This window comes from Pseudomonas sp. GW821-FHT07F01 (assembly GCF_059418825.1).
On sequence record NZ_JBWKQO010000009.1, the window covers coordinates 39,364 to 60,378 of the forward strand.

Annotated in this window: 8 protein-coding genes; 3 read left to right on the forward strand and 5 right to left on the reverse strand. The window is 66.3% G+C overall.

The window, feature by feature from the left end; translation table 11 throughout:
* Positions 1-101: 101 nt before the first annotated feature.
* Genes dsbD through dsbG form a run of 3 tightly spaced genes read left to right on the forward strand, consistent with a single transcriptional unit; the run spans position 102 to position 3,459 of the window.
* A complete protein-coding gene (dsbD, locus tag AC07R1_RS28795) occupies positions 102-1,853 on the forward strand; it encodes a protein-disulfide reductase DsbD (RefSeq protein WP_495111177.1) in 1,752 nt (583 codons plus the stop codon).
* Complete coding sequence (locus AC07R1_RS28800) at positions 1,853-2,716, forward strand: TlpA disulfide reductase family protein (protein ID WP_011062458.1); 864 nt, start codon at positions 1,853-1,855, stop codon at positions 2,714-2,716. Before dsbD ends, AC07R1_RS28800 begins: the two co-directional genes overlap by 1 nt.
* The gene (gene dsbG / locus AC07R1_RS28805) at positions 2,692-3,459 is read left to right on the forward strand and encodes a thiol:disulfide interchange protein DsbG (RefSeq protein ID WP_011062459.1); all 768 of its coding nucleotides are present in this window, start codon (positions 2,692-2,694) and stop codon (positions 3,457-3,459) included. The genes AC07R1_RS28800 and dsbG overlap by 25 nt, the downstream gene beginning before the upstream one ends.
* Positions 3,460-3,573: 114 nt before the next feature.
* Here the strand turns inward: dsbG and AC07R1_RS28810 are convergent, their stop codons facing one another.
* The 5 genes from AC07R1_RS28810 to AC07R1_RS28830 all read right to left on the reverse strand — a co-directional run bounded on the left by AC07R1_RS28810 (position 3,574) and on the right by AC07R1_RS28830 (position 20,746).
* Positions 3,574-4,386, reverse strand: coding sequence for an alpha/beta fold hydrolase (locus AC07R1_RS28810; protein ID WP_495111178.1), 813 nt, complete (start codon positions 4,384-4,386; stop codon positions 3,574-3,576).
* A gap of 108 nt (positions 4,387-4,494) precedes the next feature.
* Positions 4,495-4,851 (reverse strand): DUF6124 family protein, encoded by a 357-nt coding sequence (locus AC07R1_RS28815; RefSeq protein ID WP_495111179.1) that lies wholly within the window; start codon positions 4,849-4,851, stop codon positions 4,495-4,497.
* Positions 4,852-5,295: 444 nt separating this feature from the next.
* The gene (locus tag AC07R1_RS28820) at positions 5,296-6,345 is read right to left on the reverse strand and encodes a hypothetical protein (protein WP_083541071.1); all 1,050 of its coding nucleotides are present in this window, start codon (positions 6,343-6,345) and stop codon (positions 5,296-5,298) included.
* Between the two features lie 119 nt (positions 6,346-6,464).
* Positions 6,465-7,502, reverse strand: coding sequence for a ParB/Srx family N-terminal domain-containing protein (locus AC07R1_RS28825; RefSeq protein WP_495111180.1), 1,038 nt, complete (start codon positions 7,500-7,502; stop codon positions 6,465-6,467).
* Between the two features lie 227 nt (positions 7,503-7,729).
* Entirely contained in the window at positions 7,730-20,746 is a 13,017-nt protein-coding gene (locus tag AC07R1_RS28830; protein WP_495111181.1) for a non-ribosomal peptide synthetase, read from the reverse strand.
* Positions 20,747-21,015: the final 269 nt, after the last annotated feature.

The following is a 21,015-nucleotide window of genomic DNA, read 5'->3' on the forward strand; positions in this document are numbered from 1 at the left end:
TTATGCCCGCCGTTTCCTGGCCACAAGCCAAGTATGGTTAATCATCGGTTAATCAGGACCGGCCATTGTGCTCGCAACTTGCACCGGTTTAAGGCTTGGCCATGCGTCGATTGTTTCTCCTGTTGTTCATGCTCTTCACCACACTGGCGCACGCCGGCAACAACCCGTTCGAGGTCAAGCCCGACTTCCTGCCGGTGGGCAAGGCCTTCGTCTTCACCTCCGAGCGCCTGCCTTCAGGGGAAACCCAGCTGTTCTGGCAGATCGCCGACGGCTACTACCTGTATCAGAAGCGCCTGAAATTCGACGGCGTGGCGCCAGAGCTGCAACCCACCCTGCCGGCCGGTGAAGACCACAGCGACGAATTTTTCGGCCAGCAGACGGTGTATCGCCAGGGCCTGGAAGTGAAGCTGCCGGCCGCCGCCAGCGGCAAGGTCAAGCTGGGCTGGCAAGGCTGCGCCGATGCCGGCCTGTGCTACCCGCCGCAAACCCTGGAAGTGGACCTGGGCGGTGCGCCGGCAGTGGCCGCCAGCAACGTCGCGACCACCAGCAATGGCTCGGCCCAGGACCAGTTGCTGGCCAATGACCTGCAACACAAATCCTGGGGCCTGGGCCTGCTGGCCTTCTTCGGTTTCGGCCTGCTGCTGGCCTTCGCCCCCTGCTCGCTGCCGATGCTGCCGATTCTGGCCGGCATGGTGGTGGGCAGCGGCGCCAGCCCGCGCCGGGGCCTGGCCCTGGCCTCAAGCTATGTGCTGTGCATGGCCCTGGTGTATGCCGGCATGGGGGTAATCGCCGCCCTTTTGGGCAGCAACCTGCAAGCCTGGCTGCAACAACCCTGGGTCCTGGGCAGCTTCGCCGCGCTGTTCGTGCTGCTGTCGCTGCCGATGTTCGGCTTCTTCGAGCTGCAGATGCCGGCCCTGCTGCGCGACCGCCTGGAAGGCGCCAGCCGCCAGCGCCAGGGCGGCAGCCTGATTGGCTGCGGCATTCTCGGCGCGCTGTCGGCCCTGTTGGTGGGCCCGTGCATGACCGCGCCACTGGCCGGCGGCCTGCTGTACATCGCCCAGACCGGCAACGCGCTGTTTGGCGGCCTGGCACTGTTCGCCCTGGGCCTGGGCATCGGCCTGCCGCTGTTGCTGCTGGTGACCCTGGGCAACCGCTTCCTGCCCAAGCCCGGCCCGTGGATGAACCTGCTCAAGGGTGTATTCGGCATCCTGTTCCTGGGCACCGCCATCTACATGCTGCGCCCGGTACTGAACCCCGGCCTGTGGATGGGGCTGTGGGGCGCCCTGGCTCTGGTGGTGGCCTACTGCGCCTGGCAGCAACGGGCGATTGCCGGCCGATTGATACACCTGTTCGGTGCCGGCGCGCTGCTGTTCGCGGCCTGGGGCGGCATGCTGCTGGTGGGTGCCGCCGGTGGCGGCGACGACCTGTGGCGGCCGCTTAAGGTCTACAGCGGTGGCCCTGTGGCCAATAGCGTCACGGCCCATGATGCCTTCACCACGGTGAAGTCCCCCGCCGAGCTGCAAGGCGCCCTGGACAGCGCCCGGGCCCAGGGCCAGTGGGTGCTGCTGGACTACTACGCCGACTGGTGCGTGTCCTGCAAGATCATGGAGAAAACCGTGTTCGGCCAGCCTCAGGTGCTGGAGGCCCTGAAGGATGTGCGCCTGCTGCGCCTGGACGTGACCCTGGACAACGCCGACGGCCGCGAGCTCCTGAGCCGCTACAAGGTGCCGGGGCCACCGAGCATGCTGTGGATTGGCCCGGACGGCGGTGAACGCCGCAGCCAGCGCATCACCGGCGAAGTGGATGCCAACGCCTTCCTGCAACGCTGGACCCAGACCCGGGAAGCCCGTTGATGCTGACCTTTACCATCGGCACCTTTGCCATCGCCCTCAACCACCTGCTGCTGATCAGTGCCCTGGCCCTGGCCACCCTGGTGGGCTGGCGCGTGGCCAAGCGCGGCGGTGACAACCCCGAATCCGTGCTGTTCAGCCTGTTCCTTTTGGGCATGCTCGCCGCCCGGGTCAGTTTCGTGCTCGCTTACTGGAAGCACTACCAGCACGACCTGTGGATGATCATCGACCTGCGCGACGGCGGCTTCCTGGCCTGGCCGGGGGTGATCGTCATGCTCCTGGCGGCCCTGGCCTGGGGCTGGAAACGCCCGGCGCTGCGCCGCCCATTGGGTGCCGGGGTGGCCAGTGGCCTGGCCTTCTGGCTGCTGGCCACCCTGGCCCTGACCCTCTACGACCAGGGCACGCGCCTGCCGGAAGTGGCCCTGCGCAACGCCGCCGGCGAAACCGTGCAACTCACCGACTACCAGGGTGGCCCGCTGGTGATCAACCTCTGGGCCACCTGGTGCCCACCGTGCCGGCGGGAGATGCCGGTACTGGAACGAGCCCAGCAACAACGCCCGGACCTGACCTTCCTGTTCGTCAACCAGGCTGAAAGCATGCAAAGCGTCAGCACCTTCCTGGCCACCCAGGACCTGAACCTGAACAACGTGCTGTTCGACGGCAGTGGCCGCCTGGGCAAGGCCGTGGGCTCCATGGCCCTGCCGACTACGCTGTTTTATAGCGCCGATGGCCGCCTGCTGGGCAGCCACCTGGGGGAACTCTCGGAAGCCAGCCTGGCCCGAGCCCTGGAAAACTTCGACGGCGCCCACCCGACCTCGGTCGCCCCTTCAAGGAAACTGCCATGCCCTTCATCCGCCACTTGCTGAGCCTGTCTTTGGGCGCGGCGTTGCTCAACGCTCCGCTGCTACAGGCCGAGGAACTGCCTGCGCCCATCCGCAAGATCGAAGAAAAAGGTGCCAAGATCATCGGCAGCTTCGACGCCCCGGACGGCCTCAAGGGCTACGCCGCGCAGTACCAGAACCGCGGCATGACCCTGTACCTCACCCCTGACGGCAAGCACGTGCTGCTGGGCAACCTCTACGATGCCGACGGCAAGGACCTGAGCGCCGAACCGTTGCAGAAACTGGTCTACGCACCCATGGCCAAGGAAGTCTGGGGCAACCTGGAAAAGAGCAACTGGATCGCCGACGGCAAGGCCGATGCACCACGCATCGTCTACCTGTTCAGCGACCCCAACTGCCCCTACTGCAACATGTTCTGGGAACAGGCGCGGCCCTGGGTCAAGGCTGGCAAAGTGCAGTTGCGGCATATCATGGTGGGCATCATCCGCGAAGACAGCCCGGGCAAATCCGCCGCCCTGCTGGCCGCCAAGGACCCGCAGCAGGCCCTGCAGGATCACGAAAAGGCCGGCAAGGGCAGCGCCCTGAAACCCCTGGCCAGCATTCCCGCAGCGGTGCAGGCCAAGCTCGACGCCAACATGAAACTGATGGAAGAGCTGGAGCTGTCGGCGACCCCGGCGATCTTCTACCTCGACGACAAGGGCGAGTTGCAACAGCAGCAAGGCGCCCCGGCCCCGGGCAAACTGACCCAGATCCTCGGCCCCAAATAACCCCGCCCCTTCCCCGTAGGAGCCGGCTTGCCGGCGAAAGCGCCCGTCAGGCGGGCACCTGGCTTGCAGGCCTCTTCGTTGGCAAGCCAGCTCCTACGGCAAGAGAGTCAGGCTTCAGCCGTTGCGCTGTAAAAACGCCAACAAGGCCCGGGTCACGAACTCCGGGTTTTCCCGGCTGGAAATATGCCCCGCGTCAGGAACCAGCTGGTATGGGCAGCCAATGCGTTCGGCCATCTCGAGGGTTTCCGCAGGTGGTCGCGGCTTGTCCTGATCACCACACAGCAGCAAGGTGTTCGGCCCATCCAGGTGCTGCAGCTGATCCAGCACATCCGCCCGGCTGAAAGTGATGCGCCCCATGGCAATCACGCTCTGGCGCAGGCGCTCGGCCGGCAGTGCCGCGAGGCTGGCACGAAAATCCTGGAACAGCGCCGACTGCCGATCGATCCCCGGACGGAAGAAGATCGGCACCACGATATCCAGCAGCGGCTCGGCGATCAGGCCGCTGTCCTCGATCTGCTGGAACAGGGAAAAGTAATACTGCCGGGTCGGCGCAGGCTCGGCGCCCAGGTAAGTGTCCATCAGCACCAACCCGTCGATGCGCTGCGGCGCCGCCAGGGCCAGACGCGCGCCCCACATGCCGCCCACCGACAAGCCCACCAGGGTCACCCGTTCGATCTGCAAATGATCGAGCAAGGCCAGCATCTGCCGCGCCACATCGTCCAGCGACGCGGTGCCTGCCGGCAACGGCCCGGACTGGCCGTGGCCCCACAGGTCCACCGCAATCACCCGGTACTGCGCCGACAACGCCTCGATCTGCGGTGCCCACATGCTCGTGTCCCACAAATAACTGCCGGCCAGGAACACCACCGGCCCCTGGCCCTGGTCAAGGTAGTGCAATGGTTGTCCATCGATGGTCGCGAAGGGCATCGGGTAGCTCCTATAGGGAAATGACGAAAAAGGTCCGACAGACTGTGCCGTGAAAAAAGCTCAGTCAATCGGACCCTGCCGACAAAACGTATCAGGAAATGCCCGGATTCAAGGCCCGCGTTGGCCGTCGAGCAAGGCCTCCACCACGGCGCGGGCCATCTCCACCGAATGCACCATGGACCAGATCAGCCCGCGCTCCAGGCCGCTGCCCTGTTGGGTGATTTCATCGCAGACCTCTTCGGCGCATTTGAGCAGCAGCGCCACATGCACCAGGGCTTCTTCGGCGTTGATGCCTTCGCGCACGCTGAACAGCGAGTCGGGGGAAACGGGTTTGGCTTGGGTCGTGAGCTGGAACAGCGCGGGGTCCAGCGGTTGCCGGGCCAGAGCCACGCGCAGGGTGGCGTTGGCGGCCTTGAGGGCGGGATCGCGATAGGACGAGGGGGGATCGGGGACGAGCTTTTTCATGGTGTAACTCCGATATGAACTCAAAGGAGCCGTCACCGTTCGCTTGCACACGAATAGGGTGGCAGCCGTACGCAGGTGTGCAAGACCGGGCATATCGGAACCCGGCAGACTCGAAAGTCTCCCACGCACGGCTGCCATAACGCAGAAACAACGGGCAAAAAACCCCGAACTGCTTTTGACAACGATGCGCCGACATGACCGGACTTGCACATCCGAGCCATCGATTGGGCGATGGCTCCAGCACCCTAGTCCGCCCACCAGGCGCATTCAAGCGGCCCGCAGTTTCTCGGAAATGCCTTACAAAAGAAAGCGACTAAACGCCATCCCAGCGACCTTTCAACCGGCTTGCCGGCGAAGGCGTCCGTCAGTTTGGCGCATGGCTTGTGGGCCTCTTCGCTGGCAAGCCAGCTCCTACAGAGGGCGTGTCCGCCTTAGGGCTGGGCCTCAACGGTATTCTTCCGGCGCTTCGCGTTCGAGGATTTCCTCCAGGTCGCTCAGGTCACCGCGCTCCTTGAGAATGCCGCTGACCTGGTCGATCCACGCTTGCTCCGAGGCAATCCCCGCCCAGGACTGGCTGCCAAACCCGTGATACGGCCGGTCGTCGAAGGTGCTGATCAGCAACTGGTTGAAGCGCCCGGTGTCCAGCTTGTTGCGCTGGATTTGCACTTGCAGCGCCCCCAGCACCTTCTGCTGCTCTTGCGGGTTGGGGCGATAGCGGTAGAGCCGCGGCGAGCTGAGCACCAGAAACTCCGGCGGCAGGTTTTCATCGATGGCCGCCTGCAGGCGGTAATGGCCATCGAGAATCAGATAGCAGCTCAGACCGGTGACGTACCACAGCAGGATCGGCGGCAAGCTGCCTTCGCGGGCTTTTTTGCGCCACCACTTCAAGCGCCCGGAATGCGGGTCCACGGCATGCAGGCCGACTACTGCGCCACCGTACTCCCCCAACCCGACCCAGCGCGCCGTACCGGCCTGTTGGTTGTCGAGGATGTTACGACCATAGATCGCCCACTGCGGCATATGGCTCAGGGCGTCTTCACCGCCCTTGAAGTACCAGGCTTCGGTGCCGCTGAGCAGCGGCCGCATCGGTTTCTGCGATGCCGGGCGCAGGGCCCGCACCAGCCAGTAGCCGGGGTAAAAGAAGTCCGGCTGGTGCTGCATCAATTGCTCGACGAAGAAGCGGCTCCAGGCCTTGAGGCGCAGCGCCGGGTCGAGGCGCGCCTGTTGTTCCACCTGAGGCGAGTCGATGGGGCCCACCAGGGTTTGCGGCAGTTGCTCCGGCAGGTGATTGCGCACCAGCCATACGCCATACAGGCAGCGGGACATGGTGCCCCAGAGCAGGGTCTGGTCGCCGAGCACCAACTGCATACGGCTGTTGTTGCCACTGAGCAGACACAGGTTGGGCTTGCCGCTGGCCGGGCGTTTGACGTCCACGCCGAGGCCGTTCCAGTGGCCGGCCAAATCCTCGATATCACGCCAGAAAATCTGTTCCACGATTGTCCCTAATCCTTGATCAATGACCGGCCCTGCGGCGGGCAGGCGCGACTATAGCAGAGGGCTGGAGGGCCCATTCGCCTGTAGGAGCTGGCTTGCCAGCGAAGGCGGCCAGCGCCTTACCCATGGCGGCCAATGACCGCGTCTACTTCGTCTGCCAACCCTTGCCCGCCCAGGCACTGACGCACCTCGTCGCACCACTGCGACTCCGGCTCATTGCCGGCCCAGGCCGGGGTAGCGCTGCGGTACTGCGGCCGGTCATCGAACGCCTGGATCAGCACCCGGTTGAGGTTCTCGGTGCTCAGGGCCGGGTTGCGCGGCACCGCGTCGCCGCGCTTGCGCAGTGAATCCATGACCCGTTGCTGATGCTCCAGGCTCGGTGCGAAGCCGCGCTCGCGGGTGGCGCTGAGGACGATGAATGATGGCGCGAGGTTTTCCGCGATGGCCGCCTGCAAACGGTAATGGCCGTCGATCACCACGTAGGACGCCAACCCGCCGACGTACCACAGCAGGATCGGCGGCAGGCTGCCTTCGCGGGCCTTCTTGCGCCAACACTTCAGGCGCCCGGCCTCGGGGTCGACACGGTGCAGGCCGATGAGCTTGCCGCCGCCATGCCACCAGTCGATCCACTCCAGGGTCTGGGGTTGCAGGTTGTCGAGAAAATCCTCGCCGTACAGGTGCCAGTTGGGCACATGGGTCAAAGGGTCGATCACCGAGGTGAAGCACCAGTGGTCCAGGCCGCTCGCGGTGCTGGAGGGCTCCGGCAGCAGGCCCTGGGCCAGCCAGAAACCGGGGGTGAGGAAGTGCCGGGCGCTTTCACTGAGACGGCTGACGAAATAGCGGCTCCAGGCCTTGATCCGCAGCTCGGGCGCCAGGGCGGCGTGCTGCTCCACGGTGGGTGAGTCGATGGGTGCCAGCAACCGGCATTCGGCGCCGTCCGCCAGCGGGTTGCGCACCAGCCAGACGCCGCAGTGGTCACGGGCCAGGGTGGCCCAGAACAACGGCGTGTCGTGGTGCATCAGCTTGATCCGGGCATTCGCGCCGGTGCGCAAGTACAACGGCGGTCTGTTCGTGGGGCCCGGTTCGACCTCAACACCGAGGCCACTCCAGTTGCCCAGGGAATCTTCGATGTCGCGCCAGTAGAGCTGTTCTGCCATGGTTCCGGTCCTTGAATGAAAACGCCCGGCGCAGGTGCTTGGACCTGGGCCGGGCGCGATCATAGCAGAGGACCTGCGGGCCTCTTCGCCCGTAGGAGCTGGCTTGCCAGCGAAGGCGTCGACCAGGACGATGCAAGGCTTGCGGGCCTCTTCGCCGGCAAGCCGGCTCCTACGCCAAATGTCGGTCCTCCTGCTGCGCGAACAACGCCCCACCGCTCATCCGTCGATCACAGCCCCTCCAGCTCGGCCATCAGATCACTCAGCCGGTCGACCTTCTCCTCGCTGATCTCACTCCCGGCCAAACCGTCGATGTACGCGGCCAGCTCCTGCACCGTGCTGCATTCGAACATGGCTCGCAGCGGCACGTTGCGTTGCAGGGTCTTCTGTACCCGTGAAGCGATCTGGGTCGCCAGCAGGGAATGCCCGCCCAACTCGAAGAAGTTGTCGCGTACCCCCACCCGTTCGACCTTGAGCACCTCGGCCCAGATGTCCGCCAGGGTTTGCTCCAGTTCATTGCCCGGCGCTTGATAGTCCTGGCTCTGCAGCTGGCCGATTTCCAGGGCCGGAAGGGCCTTGCGATCGAGCTTGCCGTTGGCGTTGAGCGGCAGGCGCTCCAGCCACAGCCAGTGCAGCGGCACCATGTATTCCGGCAGTTCGGCACGCAGCCGCGGTTTGATCCGCTCCAGGCGTTCGCTCGGGCTCAGGCTTGAGTCACCGGCGACCAGATACCCCACCAGATGCTTGCCGTTGACCCCTTCCTGCACCCCCACGGCGGCATCGCGCAATTCCGGCTGTTCATGCAGGCGCGCTTCGATCTCGCCCAGTTCGATGCGATAGCCACGGATCTTCACCTGATGGTCGATCCGGCCGACGTATTCCAATACGCCGTCGCTGCGCCGGCGCGCCAGGTCGCCGGTGCGGTACAGGCGTTCGCCCGCAGCACCGAACGGATGGGGCACGAAGGCCAGCGCGGTACGCAACGGGTCGCTGACGTAGCCACGGCCAACACCGGTGCCGGCCACGCACAACTCGCCGACGGCGCCCAGGGGAACCAGCTCCTGGGCTTCGTCCATCAGGTACAGCCGGTTGTTGTCGGTGGGCGTACCGATGGGCAGGTAGGCGCCCCGGGTCGAAGCCATATCGACACGGAAGAAGGCCACGTCATCGGAGCACTCCGCCGGGCCGTAGGCGTTGACCAGGCCGATCTGTGGATAACGCAGCAGCCACTGGTGCGCCAGCTCGGGCGGCATGGCCTCGCCGGTGGGCAGCATCCAGCGCAGGCCATCGAGGGCGATGGCGTCCTGGGCGAGCATGCCCTGGATCAGCGACGGCACGCTCTCCAGCACCGTGATGCCCTGCTCCTGGACGTGAGCCAACAGGCCCTGGGGATCGTGGGCGATGGTGTTGGGCACGATGTCCACCCGAGCGCCGAACAGCGGTGCGGCAAGGAACTGCCAGACCGAAATGTCGAAGCTCTGGGACGCGGTCTGGGCGATCACGTCGGCCTCACTCAGTTGCAGGTACGGCACCTTGCTCAACTGGTTGTTGAGCATGCCGCGCTGCTCCACCATCACGCCCTTGGGCAGGCCGGTGGAACCGGAGGTGTAGATCACGTAGGCCAGGTTGTCCGGCGCGCTGTAGCGGCCCGGGTTGTGCTCGGCATGCCCGGCGGCTTGCAGCTCTTCCCAGACCAGCAGCCGCGGACGCCCGGCACAGCCGGACTCGTCCAGCAGGGCCTGGGCCTGTTCGCGGCAGGCCGCGGTGCAGACCAGGATCGGCGTGCGGCTGAGCTCGATGATGCGGCTCAGGCGCTGGCTTGGCAGGCCCGGGTCCAGGGGCAGGTAGCCGGCCCCGGCCTTGAAGCTGCCGATGATCATGCCCAAGAGTTCCAGGCCGCGCTCGGCCAGCAGGGCCACCGGCTGATCAAAGCCCACGCCGTTGGCAACCAGGGCGTGGCCCAGGCGGTTGCTGCAGCGGTTCAACTCGGCATAGCTGTAGCGCTGGTCCAGGCAACTGGCGGCGATGCGTTGCGGATGGGCCGCCACCTGGGCCTCGAACAGCTCCACGTAGCTGCGCTCCAGCGGGTACTCATGCTGGCTCTGATTGCAGCCGGCCAGCAGGAAGTCCTGCTCTTCTTCGCCCAGCAGCGGCAGTTCGGCCATGTCGCCATGAAAGCCCTGCATCAGGGCCAGCAGCAGGCGCTTGAACTCGCCGAGCATGCGCTCGATGGTCGCCTGCTCGAAGTAGCGCTGGTCGTAGGACAGGTGCAGGCCCAGGTCATCCCCCGGGTAGCACACCGCGGTGATCGGGAAGTTGGTGTGGGTACGGCCGGAATCCGAACTGGCGTTCAGGCTCTGGGCGCGGTCCAGCACCGAGACTTCCACCGGCGCGTTCTCGAACACGAACAGGCTGTCGAACAGCGGCTGGCCCTTGGGCAGTTCGCTGGTTTCCTGGATCGCCACCAGCGGCAGGTACTCGTACTCACGCAGCTGCATGTTGCTGTCGAGCAAGGCGCTGAGCCACTGGCGCACACTGCAGCGCTCACCGTCCTGGGGCAGCTTGACCCGCAGGGCGATGCTGTTGATGAACAGGCCGACGGTGCGTTGCATCTCCGGCATTTCCACCGGGCGCCCGGCCACGGTAACGCCGAACAGTACGTCGCGATCGCCGCTCATGCGCCGCAGCACCAGGGCCCAGGCCGCCTGGGCGAAGGTGTTGATGGTGAGCTGGTGCTGCTGCGCCAGTTCCCGCAGTTGCGCACCATCCCGGGCATCCAGGCGGGTGTAGCAGTCGCCGACGATCATGCCGCCGCTGTCGCCGGCGTGTTCGCGCAGGAACGGCCGGTCGCTGGGGATCGGCGTGGTGCGTTCAAAGCCCTCAAGGTTCTGCCGCCACCACTGCCGCGCCTCGGACAGGCTCTGGTGTTGCAGCCAGCCGATGTAGTCGCGGTAACGCGGTGGCACCGCCAGTTGCGCCTCGCGACCTTCACCGAGGGCGGTGTAGATCTCGAAGAAGTCGTTCATCAGCAAGGAGCGGCACCAGGCATCGATGAGGATGTGGTGGTTGCTCATCATGAACCAGTAGCGCGCAGCGCCGACGCGGATCAGCCGCAGGTGGAACGGCGCCTGGTTGAGCAGATCGAAGCCGGCCTCGCGCTCCTGTTTGTGCAGGGCTTGCAGCTTGGCTTCCTGCTCGGCCTCGGGCACCGCGCTCCAGTCGAGGAACTCGATCGGGGTGCGGCCCGGCTTGTGGATAACTTGCAGCATGTCTTCGCCGACGTTCCAGCAAAAAGACGCACGCAAGGCTTCGTGGCGCGCCACCACCGCCTGCCAGGCCTGGGCGAAACGCTCCGGGTCCAGTTCGCTGTTGATGCGGTAGCGGTCCTGCATGTAATACAGGCCGGTGCCCGGCTCCAGCAGGGTGTGCAACAGCATGCCCTCCTGCATCGGGGTCAGCGGGTAGACATCCTCGATCTGCACAGCCGGTACCGGCAGGCCATCGAGCTGGGCCTGGGTCAGGCGCGCCAGGGGGAAGTCCGACGGCGTCAGGCCACCGGCATCGTCCTTCAGGCAATGGGCGATCAGGCTGTGCAGCTCGCCCAGGTAGGCGTCCGCCAGCTCGCCGATCAGCTCGGCGTCGAAACGTTCGCTGCTGTAGGTCCAGCGCAGCACCAGCTCGCCGCCATACACCTGGCTGTCGATGCTCAGTTCGTTGGGCAACGGTGCCTCCGGTGCGTGGGCCGGGCCGACAGATTCATCCAGCGGACGCAGCAGTGCGTCGGCGCCGAAGCTCTGGTCGAACTGCCCCAGGTAGTTGAAGGTCACCGGCGCCAGCGGCAACGCCGCCAGGGCCTCGCGGCAGCTTTCATCCGCCAGGTAGCGCAGCACGCCGTAACCCAGGCCCTTGTGCGGCACGGCCCGCAGTTGTTCCTTGATGGCCTTGATCGAGGCCCCCTGCCCGGCCGCTTCTTCCACCTGCAACGGGGTCAGGCGCAGTGGATAGGCGCTGGTGAACCAGCCGACGGTGCGGGTCAGGTCGATCTCGTCGAACAGCGCCTCGCGGCCGTGGCCTTCCAGTTGCACCAGGGCCGAAGGCTGCCCGCTCCAGCGGCACAGCACCCGGGCCAGGGCGGTCAGCAGCAGGTCGTTGACCTGGGTACGGTAGGCCGCCGGCGCCTGTTGCAGCAGTTGCCGGGTGCGCTCGGCATCCAGGATCACGCTGTGGCTGCGGGCCTGCTGATGCTGCTGGCTGCCAGCGGCATTCAAGCCTGGCAGTTGCGCGGCCGGGCCGGCCAGTTGCTGCTGCCACCAGCCGAGTTCTTCACGCAGGGATTCGCTGCCGGCATAGGCCAGCAGGCGGCTCGACCAGTCCCGCAGGGCACTGGTCTTGGCCGGCAGCTTCAGGGCCTTTCCGGCTTGCAACTGACGATAGGCGTTTTGCAAATCTTCCAGCAGCACGCGCCAGGACACGCCATCCACCACCAGGTGGTGGATGGCCAGCAACAGGCGTTGCTCGCCTTCAGGGCCGTCCACCAGCACCGCCCGCAGCAGCGGCCCGTGTTCCAGGTCGAGGCTGCGCTGGGCATCGGCGAACAGTGCCTCGCAGGTGGCCATGGACGGCACCCGCACCTGCCACAACAAGGGAGCATCGGACAGCAGCAGGTACTCGGCGCGCCACTGCCCGCCCGCCTGGTTGAAGCGCAGGCGCAGGGCGTCGTGCTGCTCCACTAGCGCCAGCAGGGCTTGCTCCAGCAACTGGGCATCAAGGACACCCAGCGGCTCCAGCAGCAGCGCCTGGTTCCAGTGCTGCGGCTGGGGAATGCGGCTGTCGAAGAACCAGTGCTGGATCGGCGTCAGCGGCGCTTCGCCACTGAGCTGGCCCTGCTCGGCGCTGACGCGCTGAGTGTGGCTGGCGACCCGCGCCAGGGTCTGCACCGTCTGGTGCTGGAACAGGTCCCGCGGGGTGAAGTGGATCCCCAGCTGGCGGGCGCGGCTGACCACCTGGATCGACAGGATCGAGTCGCCCCCCAGTTCGAAGAAGTTGTCGTTGAGGCCCACTTGCTGCACGTTCAGCACTTCGCCCCAGACCCTGGCCAGGGTCTGTTCCAGCTCGTTGCTCGGCGCCACGTACTGCTGGCGGTTGAGCTCCGGGTCCGGCAATGGCAGGGCCCGGCGGTCGAGCTTGCCGTTGGCGGTCAACGGCATGCTGGCCAGGAGGATCAGGTGGGTCGGCACCATGTAGTCCGGCAGCTGGGTTTTCAGCTGCTGCTTGAGGGCTTCACGCAGGTTGGCCTGCTGCACCTCGTTGTGCTCGGCCACCTCGGTCACCAGGTAACCAGCCAGCTGCTTGCCGGCCGGGGTATCCAAGGCCAGTACCACCGCTTCACGCACGGCCGGATGATCCAGCAGGCGGGTTTCGATTTCCCCCAGCTCGATGCGGAAGCCGCGGATCTTCACCTGATGGTCCACCCGGCCGATGTATTCCACCTGGCCGTCGGCGCACTGGCGCACCAGGTCCCCGGTGCGGTACAGGCGCCCGCCATCGGTGGCGAACGGATCGGCGACAAAGCGCTCGGCGCTCATCCCTGGACGACAGTGATAACCCTGGGCCAGACCGGCGCCGCCGACATACAGCTCACCAGTCGCGCCCTGGGGCACCAGCGCCAGATCGGCATCGAGAATGTAAGCCACCCGCGCCCCGACAATGCGGCCGATGGGCACGCTGGCCACGCCTTCGGCCAACTGCTGCGGCGCCAGGCTGGCCAGGGGCATGACCACGGTTTCGGTGGGGCCGTAGGCGTTGAAGAACAGGTTCGGCTGGAAGGCCGCACGGATGCGCTGCAGGTGTTCGCCGGTCAGGGCCTCGCCGCCGGTGATGCACATGCGCACCGGCAGGGTCTGCTGCTGGGTCGCCAGATGCTGGGCCAACTGGCTGCCGTAGCTGGGGGTGAAACCGAGGATGCTGATGCGGTGCTGACGGATCAGTTGGCAGATCTCTTCGGCGTCCCACTGGCCCTGGGCCCGCAGTACCACCTGGGCGCCGCTGAGCAGCGGCACCAGCAAGCGCTCGGTGGCGGCGTCGAAGTTGATGGAATAGAAGTGCAGCTCGCAGTCGTCCGGGCGCATGCCGAAGCGGCGGATCACCGCCTGGCAGTGCATGGCGATTTCCCCGTGGGACACCACCACGCCCTTGGGCTGGCCGGTGGAACCGGAGGTGTAGATCAGATACGCCTGATGCTGGGGCAGGCTGATGAAGGGCAATTCGCCCGCCGGGTAGTCGGCCAGCAGCGCACCGTCCTCTTCCAGGCACCAGCGGCCGACTCCGGCCGGCAGCTCGCCCAGGGCGGCGAACATCCGCGCATCGCTGAGCAGCAGGCCGATGCCGCTGTCTTCGATCATGTAGTGCAGGCGATCCAGGGGGTATTCCGGGTCCAGGGGCACGTAGGCGCCGCCGGCCTTGAGGATCGCCAGCAGGCCGACGACCATTTCCAGGGAACGCTCCAGGGCCAGGCCAACCCGCACCTGCGGGCCCACGCCACGCTCACGAAGCATCCAGGCCAGGCGGTTGGCGCGGCTGTCCAGCTCGCTGTAGCTCAGGATCTGCCCGGCGAAGGTCAGGGCCGGTGCGTCCTTGCGGGCCAGGGCCTGTTCGCTGAACAGATGATGGATGCACTGATCCAGGCGTTGCTCGCCGGGCTCGACGCTCAAACTGTCCAGTAGGTGCTGCTGTTCATCGGCCTGCAGCAGTGGCAATTCGCACAGGCGCCGTTGCGGGTCGTCGATCAGGGCCTGCAGCAGATTGCGCCAGTGGCCGGCCATGCGCGCAATGCGCGGCTCGTCGAACAGGTCGGTGCTGTAGGTCAGGCAGCAGCCCAGGCGCTGGTCCAGGTCGGTGACTTCCAGGTTGAGGTCGAACTTGGTGGCCCGGGCATCGTTGACCAGGTATTCCACGGTCATGCCCGCCAGTTGCCGGCTTTGCTGGAATTCCCAGCGCTGGACGTTGCACATCACCTGGAACAGCGGGTTGTAGGCGGTGCTGCGCGGCGGTTGCAAGGCTTCCACCAGATGATCGAACGGCAGGTCCTGGTGCGACTGGCCCTCGATCACGGTGTGGCGCACCTGCTCCAGCAACTGGCCGACGCTCATCTGCCCGTCGAGCTGGCAACGCAGCACCTGGGTATTGAGGAAGGCGCCGATCAGCCCTTCGCTTTCCGGGCGGATGCGGTTGGCCACCGGCGCACCGATGCGCAGGTCGCTCTGGCCGCTGTAGCGGTACAGCAGCAGCGACAACGCGGCGGTCATGGTCATGAACAGGGTCAGGCCGTGCTCGGCATTGAAGGCCCGCACCCGGGCCGCCAGCTCGTCGCTCAAGTCGAAGCGGTACAGCTCGCCCTGGTGGCTTTGCACCGCCGGGCGTGGCCGGTCGCTGGGCAGCTCCAGCAGCGGGTGTTCGCGGCCCAGTTGCCCGGTCCAGTAGTCCAGCTGGCGCTGGCGCTCGCCGGATTCCAGCCACTGGCGCTGCCACACGCTGTAGTCCAGGTACTGCACCGGCAAGGGTTCCAGGGGCGATTCGCGGTCGTCGAGGAAGGCTTCGTACAGCGCGCCCAGCTCGCGGGCGAAGATGTCCATGGCCCAGCCTTCGGTGACGATGTGGTGCAGGGTCAGGACGAAGTAATGCTCCTGCTCGCCGGCCTTGACCAGGCAGGCGCGCAGCAAGGGGCCGGTCTCCAGGTCGAAGGGCTGGTGCGCTTCGCTGTCCGCCAGTTGTTGCAGGCGTTGTTGCCGGGCATCCGGGGCCAGGGCCGAGAAGTCCTTCCAGGCCATGCGCAGGCCGGTGTCGGCATGCACCTGCTGATGGGCCACGCCATTGACGCTGGGGAAGGTGGTGCGCAGGGTTTCGTGACGCAGGATCAGCGCTTGCAGCGCGGCCTCGAAGCGGCCCACGTCGAGCACGCCAGACAGCCGCGCCATGCCACCGACGTTGTAGGCCGGGCTGTCGGGCTCCATCTGCCAGAGAAACCACATGCGCTGCTGGGAATAGGACAGCGGCACCGGCTGGCTGCGGTCGACCCGGGCAATCGGCGGCTGCTGGTTGCGCGCGCCGGACTCCTGGATCAGCAGCACCTGCTCGGCAAAGTCCCCCAGCTCGCTGGCTTCGAACAGCGCCCGCAGTGGCAGCTCGACGTCGCAGGCCTGGCGGGTGCGGGAAATGATCTGAGTGGCCAGCAGCGAATGCCCGCCCAGGGCGAAGAAATCGTCCTTGAGGCCGATGCGTGGCTGGCCCAGCACTTCGCGCCATATAGCCGCGATCTGTTGTTCCAGTTCGGTGCTCGGTTCGACGTGCTCGCGCACCAGCCATTGCGGCTCCGGCAGGGCCCGGCGGTCGAGCTTGCCACTGGGGCTCAGGGGCATGGCGTCCAGGCGCAGCAGTTGCGCCGGCACCATGTACTCCGGCAGCTCGGCGGCCAGGGCGGTTGTCAGCCGAGCGCGTTGCTCGGTTTCATCTTCGTCGCTGGCCTGGGCGGTGTAGTAGCCGATCAACTGCGGGCCGGCGACGGTATCGCGCACCAGCACCGCGGCCTGGGCCACGCCGTCCTGGGCCAGTAGCCGCGCTTCGATTTCCTGCGGCTCGACCCGAAAGCCCCGCAGCTTGACCTGCTGGTCGAGGCGACCGAGGTATTCCAGCACGCCGTCGGCGCACCAGCGTACGCGGTCACCGGTGCGGTACAGGCGCGCGCCCTCCTCACTCAGGGGGTCGACCACAAAGCGTTCGGCGGTCAGCGCCGGGCGTCCCAGGTAACCCCGGGCCAGGCCCTGGCCGCTGATGCACAGCTCACCCGGAACTCCTGCCGGCAACGGATTGAGGTCCGCGTCCAGCACCCGGCACACCACGTTGCCCAGGGGCCGGCCAATGGGCGAACGCTCGCCGTCATCGACTGAACACTGCCAATGGGTGACGTTGATCGCGGTTTCGGTCGGGCCATAGCGGTTGTGCAGTTGCGCATTGGGCAACTGCTGCAATAGGCGATTGCGCAGCTCGGCCGGCAGGGCTTCGCCACCGGAGAACACCCGGCGCAGGCTGTGGCATTCGGCGCTCAGCGGCTCATCGACGAACAACTGCAACAGCGGCGGCACGAAGTGCAGCGTGGTGACGCCGTACTCCTGCACCAGCTGGGCGATGCGATGGGGATCGCGGTGCTCGCCGGGGGCGGCGATCAGCAGGCGGCAGCCGGTGATCAACGGCCAGAAGCACTCCCACACCGACACGTCGAAGCTGATGGGGGCTTTTTGCATCAGCACATCGTCGGCCTGCAACTGGTAGCTGTCCTGCATCCATTGCAGGCGCTCCATCAGCGCGCGATGGGTGTTGCCGACGCCCTTGGGCTGGCCGGTGGAACCGGAGGTGTAGATCACATAGGCCAGGTGTTCGCCGTGCAGGTGCAGGCCCGGCGCGTGGCTCGGCCAGCTGTCGAGCTTGAGGCTGTCCATGGCGATGGCGCTGACACCCGGGGCTTCGGGCATCCGGCCCAGCAGATGGGTCTGGGTCAGCAGCAGGCCCACGCCGCTGTCTTCGAGCATGTAGGCCAGGCGTTCGGCGGGGTAGTCCGGGTCCAGGGGCACGTAGGCGCCACCGGCCTTGATGATTGCCAGAAGGCCGATCAGCAGTTGCGGCGAACGCTCGGCGGCGATGGCCACGCACACGTCCGGCCCGACGCCCTTGTCCCGCAGGTAGTGGGCCAGGCGGTTGGCCTGGGCATGCAGTTCGGCAAAGCCCAGTTGCCCGCCGTCCCAGACCAGCGCGGTGCGTTCCGGGCTCTGGCGCAGTTGTTCGTGCAGGCGCTCCGGCAGCCACTGCTCGGCCGGCGCGCAGGGGGCCACGCTCCATTGCTGCAGTTGCGCCGTTTCGGCGTTGCCGAGCAACGGCAAGTCGCCCAGGGCGCGGTCCGGTTGCTGGCAGGCATGCTCCAGCAGGCTGATGAAATGCCCGGCCAGACGCTGGATGCTGGCCGCGTCGAACAGCTCGTCGGCGTAGTCGAAGGCCAGGCTCAGGCGGCCGTTGCGGTCCTCTTCGCTGTGCAGTTGCAGGTCGAACTTGGCCTCGCGGCTGTGCCACGGCAGCTCTTCGGCCAGCAGCCCCGGCAGGCGGCGCAAGGCACTGAGGTCGCGCTGCTGGTGGTTGAACATGACCTGGAACAGGCCCTGCTCACGGGCTTCGGGGAAGGCTTCGAGCAATTGTTCGAAAGGCAGGTCCTGGTGGGCCTGGGCCTCCAGGGCGGTGCGGCGGGTCTGCTGCAGCAGGTCGGCGAAGGACTGGCGCGAATCCAACTGCCCGCGCAATACCTGGGTGTTGATGAAAAAGCCCAGCAGGCCCTGGGTTTCCAGGCGCGGGCGGTTGGCGTTGGGCACACCGATGCGGATATCGCTCTGCCCGCTGTAGCGGTGCAGCAGGGTCTGGAACGCCGCCAGCAACAGCATGAACGGCGTGGCCTGCCGAGCCTGGGCGGTCTGGCGCACGGCTTCACTGAGGCTCGCGCTCAGGCGCAGGTCATGGCGCGCGGCGCTGTGGCGGACCTGGGCCGAGCGCGGGTGGTCGGTGGCGAGGTTCAACACCGGGGCTTCGTCCGCCAACTGCTGTTTCCAGTAGTCCAGCTGGCGCTGGCCTTCGCCCTGGGCCAGCCACTGGCGCTGCCAACTGCCGTAGTCGGCGTATTGCAGGGCCAGGGGCGCCAGCTCCAGGCTCTGGCCCTGGGCCGCGGCGGCATAGAGCCGCGAGAACTCGTCGATCAGCACATTCAGCGACCAGCCGTCGGCGATGATGTGGTGCAGGGTCAGCAGCAGTTGGTGTTCTTCGTCATCCAGGCGCACCAGGGTCGCCCAGTACAGCGGCCCCTTCTCTAGATCGAACTGGGTCCGGGCCTCGTCTTCGCGGATCTGCCGCGCCCGGGCTTCACGCTCGGCCGGTGGCAGGTCGCTGATATCGATCACCTGCAGGTTGAATTCGCCGGCGGCATCCACCTGTTGCAGGGCCTGGCCGTCACGCTCGAAGAAGCGCGTGCGCAGCGCTTCGTGGCGCTGGATCAGTTGCTGGAAGCTGGCGCGCAGGGCCTCTTCATCCAGCTCGCCACGCAAGCGCAGGCCGCCGGGAATGTTGTAGGCGCTGCTCTGCGGGTCCAGTTGCCAGGTGATCCACAGGCGGTTCTGCGCCAGGGATTGGGGCAGCGGCTGCTGGCGCGACAGGGCATTGATACTGCCCTGGGCCACGCCGCCGTCCTGCTGCTGGCGCGCCACGGCAGCGCTGAAGGCACCCAGGGTCGGAGCCTCGAACAGCAGGCGCAAGCCCAGTTCCAGCCCCAGCTCTTCACGCAGGCGGGCGATCACCTGGGTAGCGGCAATCGAGTTGCCCCCCAGGAGGAAAAAGTGATCGTCGGCGGCCACTGAAGCGCATTGCAGTTGCTCCTGCCAGATGCGCCCGATCAGGGCTTGCAGCGCGTCACCGGCGCTGTCTGCGGCGTCAGCCGTTGCGCTGCCGGCCTGCGGGAACAGCGCGTAGTAATCCAGGCTGCCATCGGCCAGCCGGGTGCGGCAGGCGGAACGCTGCAACTTGCCGCTGGAGGTTTTCGGCAGGGCCCCGGGGTTGAGCAGCACCACCACGCTCGGCGCTTCCTGGCAGGCTTCGGCCACCGCCTGGCGGATGGCCTTGATCAGCGCCTCGGGGGGCAGGATCTTCTGCACGCTGCGGCTGATTTCCGCGGCGATGCCGATGCCTTCCTGGCCCTGCTCGGTGACCGCAAACGCCGCCACCCGGCCCTTGCGCACCACTTCCACCTCGCGCTCGATGGTCTTTTCGATGTCCTGGGGGTAGAGGTTGTGCCCGCGCACGATCAGCAGGTCCTTCAGGCGCCCGGTGATGAACAGCTCGCCATCGCGGATAAAGCCCAGGTCACCGGTGCGCAACCAGGTACGACCGGCATGCTGGACGAAGGTCTTGGCGGTGGCTTCAGGATTGCGCCAGTAGCCATGGGCAATGCTCGGCCCGGCGGCCCAGACTTCGCCAATACGGTTGTCAGGCAATTCGCCCAGTTGCTGCGGATCCATCACCAGCACGGCGTGTTCCGGCTGGCTGAAGCCGCAGCTCATCATCGCGCTGCCCTGCCCCGGCTCGGCGCGGTTCTGCGCCAGGGCCTGGTCGTCCAGGTGCAGGGCCGGGATGCCCTGGCCGCGCACGCCACCGGCCACGAACAGGGTGGCTTCGGCCAGGCCATAGGAGGCGAGGAAGTTTTCATGGCCAAAACCGCAGGCGCTGAACTTCTCGGCGAAACGCTCCAGGGTGTCCAGGCGGATCGGCTCGGACCCCGAATAGGCCACGCGCCAGCCGCTGAGGTCGAGGCGCTCCAGGGCCGACTCGCTGACCCGTTCGCTGCACAGGCGGTAGGCGAAATCCGGGCCGCCGCTGATGGTGCCGCCGTATTCGCTGATCGCTTCCAGCCAGCGTACGGGCCGCGCCAGGAAGTAGGCCGGTGACATCAGCACACAGGGCACGCCGCTGAAAATCGGTTGCAGCAGGCCGCCAATCAAGCCCATGTCGTGGTACAGCGGCAGCCAGCTGACGATCACGTCGTCCGGGTTGAGGTCGATACCGAAGCCGCGACGGATCAGCAGTTCGTTGGCCACCAGGTTGCCATGGCTGACCTGCACGCCCTTGGGCAGCGCGGTGGAGCCCGAGGTGTATTGCAGGAAGGCGATGTCGTCGCCCTGCAGCGCCACGGCCTGCCAGTCTTCGGCCAGCCCGGCTTGCAGGGTGTCCACACACAGCAGTTGCGGCGCGCCTGGGGCCTTGAGTTCGTCCATCTGCAACAGTGAATCCCGCAGCCCGGCGCTGGTCAGCAGCAACCGTGGCTCGGCGTCGGCCATGATGGAAATCAGGCGCTCCTGGTGATGACGACGGGTGGATTCCGGCGGATAGGCCGGCACCGCGATCACCCCGGCGTACAGGCAACCGAAGAACGCCGCGACGTAGTCCGGGCCGCTGGGAAACAGCAATACCGCGCGATCGCCGAATTCGGCGTTGGCTTGCAGAGCCGCAGCAATGGTGCGCGCACGAAGGTCCAGGTCCCGGTAACTGAGGACCACGCTCTGATCCTGCTCTTCGGCGAGAAAGCGCAACGCCACTTGATCAGGTGCCAGGACTGCCCGGCGTTGAAGGGCTTGGGCCAGGGTGCTGGGGAGTTCGAACGCGTCCGTCATGGGGTTTCCTGCCAGGATTGTGCTTGCAATGGAGAGCGGGCCCTGCTCTCCCATAACTTTAATAACTATCTATAAATCAAATAGTTATAAGAAAGTCGTGGGCATCCGGAGGGCGCCGTGGCCGGGTCTGCTACCCGGAATCTTTCTCCAATGAGAACGGATGACGTCTTGAAATAATTAGTCCGCATCCTGCCCTTCAAGGCCTGATCCAGCCCACTGACGAGCAGCCGTTCGCAATCTGCACTGACAGAGAGCATTAGTTCTTTTTC

Excerpts from the sequence above, each read along its gene's own strand:
- dsbD (WP_495111177.1), top strand. The coding sequence starts at position 102 with ATGCGTCGATTGTTTCTCCTGTTGTTCATGCTCTTCACCACACTGGCG.
- dsbG (WP_011062459.1), top strand. The coding sequence starts at position 2,692 with ATGCCCTTCATCCGCCACTTGCTGAGCCTGTCTTTGGGCGCGGCGTTG.
- AC07R1_RS28830 (WP_495111181.1), bottom strand. The coding sequence starts at position 20,746 with ATGACGGACGCGTTCGAACTCCCCAGCACCCTGGCCCAAGCCCTTCAA.
- AC07R1_RS28815 (WP_495111179.1), bottom strand. The coding sequence starts at position 4,851 with ATGAAAAAGCTCGTCCCCGATCCCCCCTCGTCCTATCGCGATCCCGCC.
- AC07R1_RS28800 (WP_011062458.1), top strand. The coding sequence starts at position 1,853 with ATGCTGACCTTTACCATCGGCACCTTTGCCATCGCCCTCAACCACCTG.
- AC07R1_RS28810 (WP_495111178.1), bottom strand. The coding sequence starts at position 4,386 with ATGCCCTTCGCGACCATCGATGGACAACCATTGCACTACCTTGACCAG.
- AC07R1_RS28825 (WP_495111180.1), bottom strand. The coding sequence starts at position 7,502 with ATGGCAGAACAGCTCTACTGGCGCGACATCGAAGATTCCCTGGGCAAC.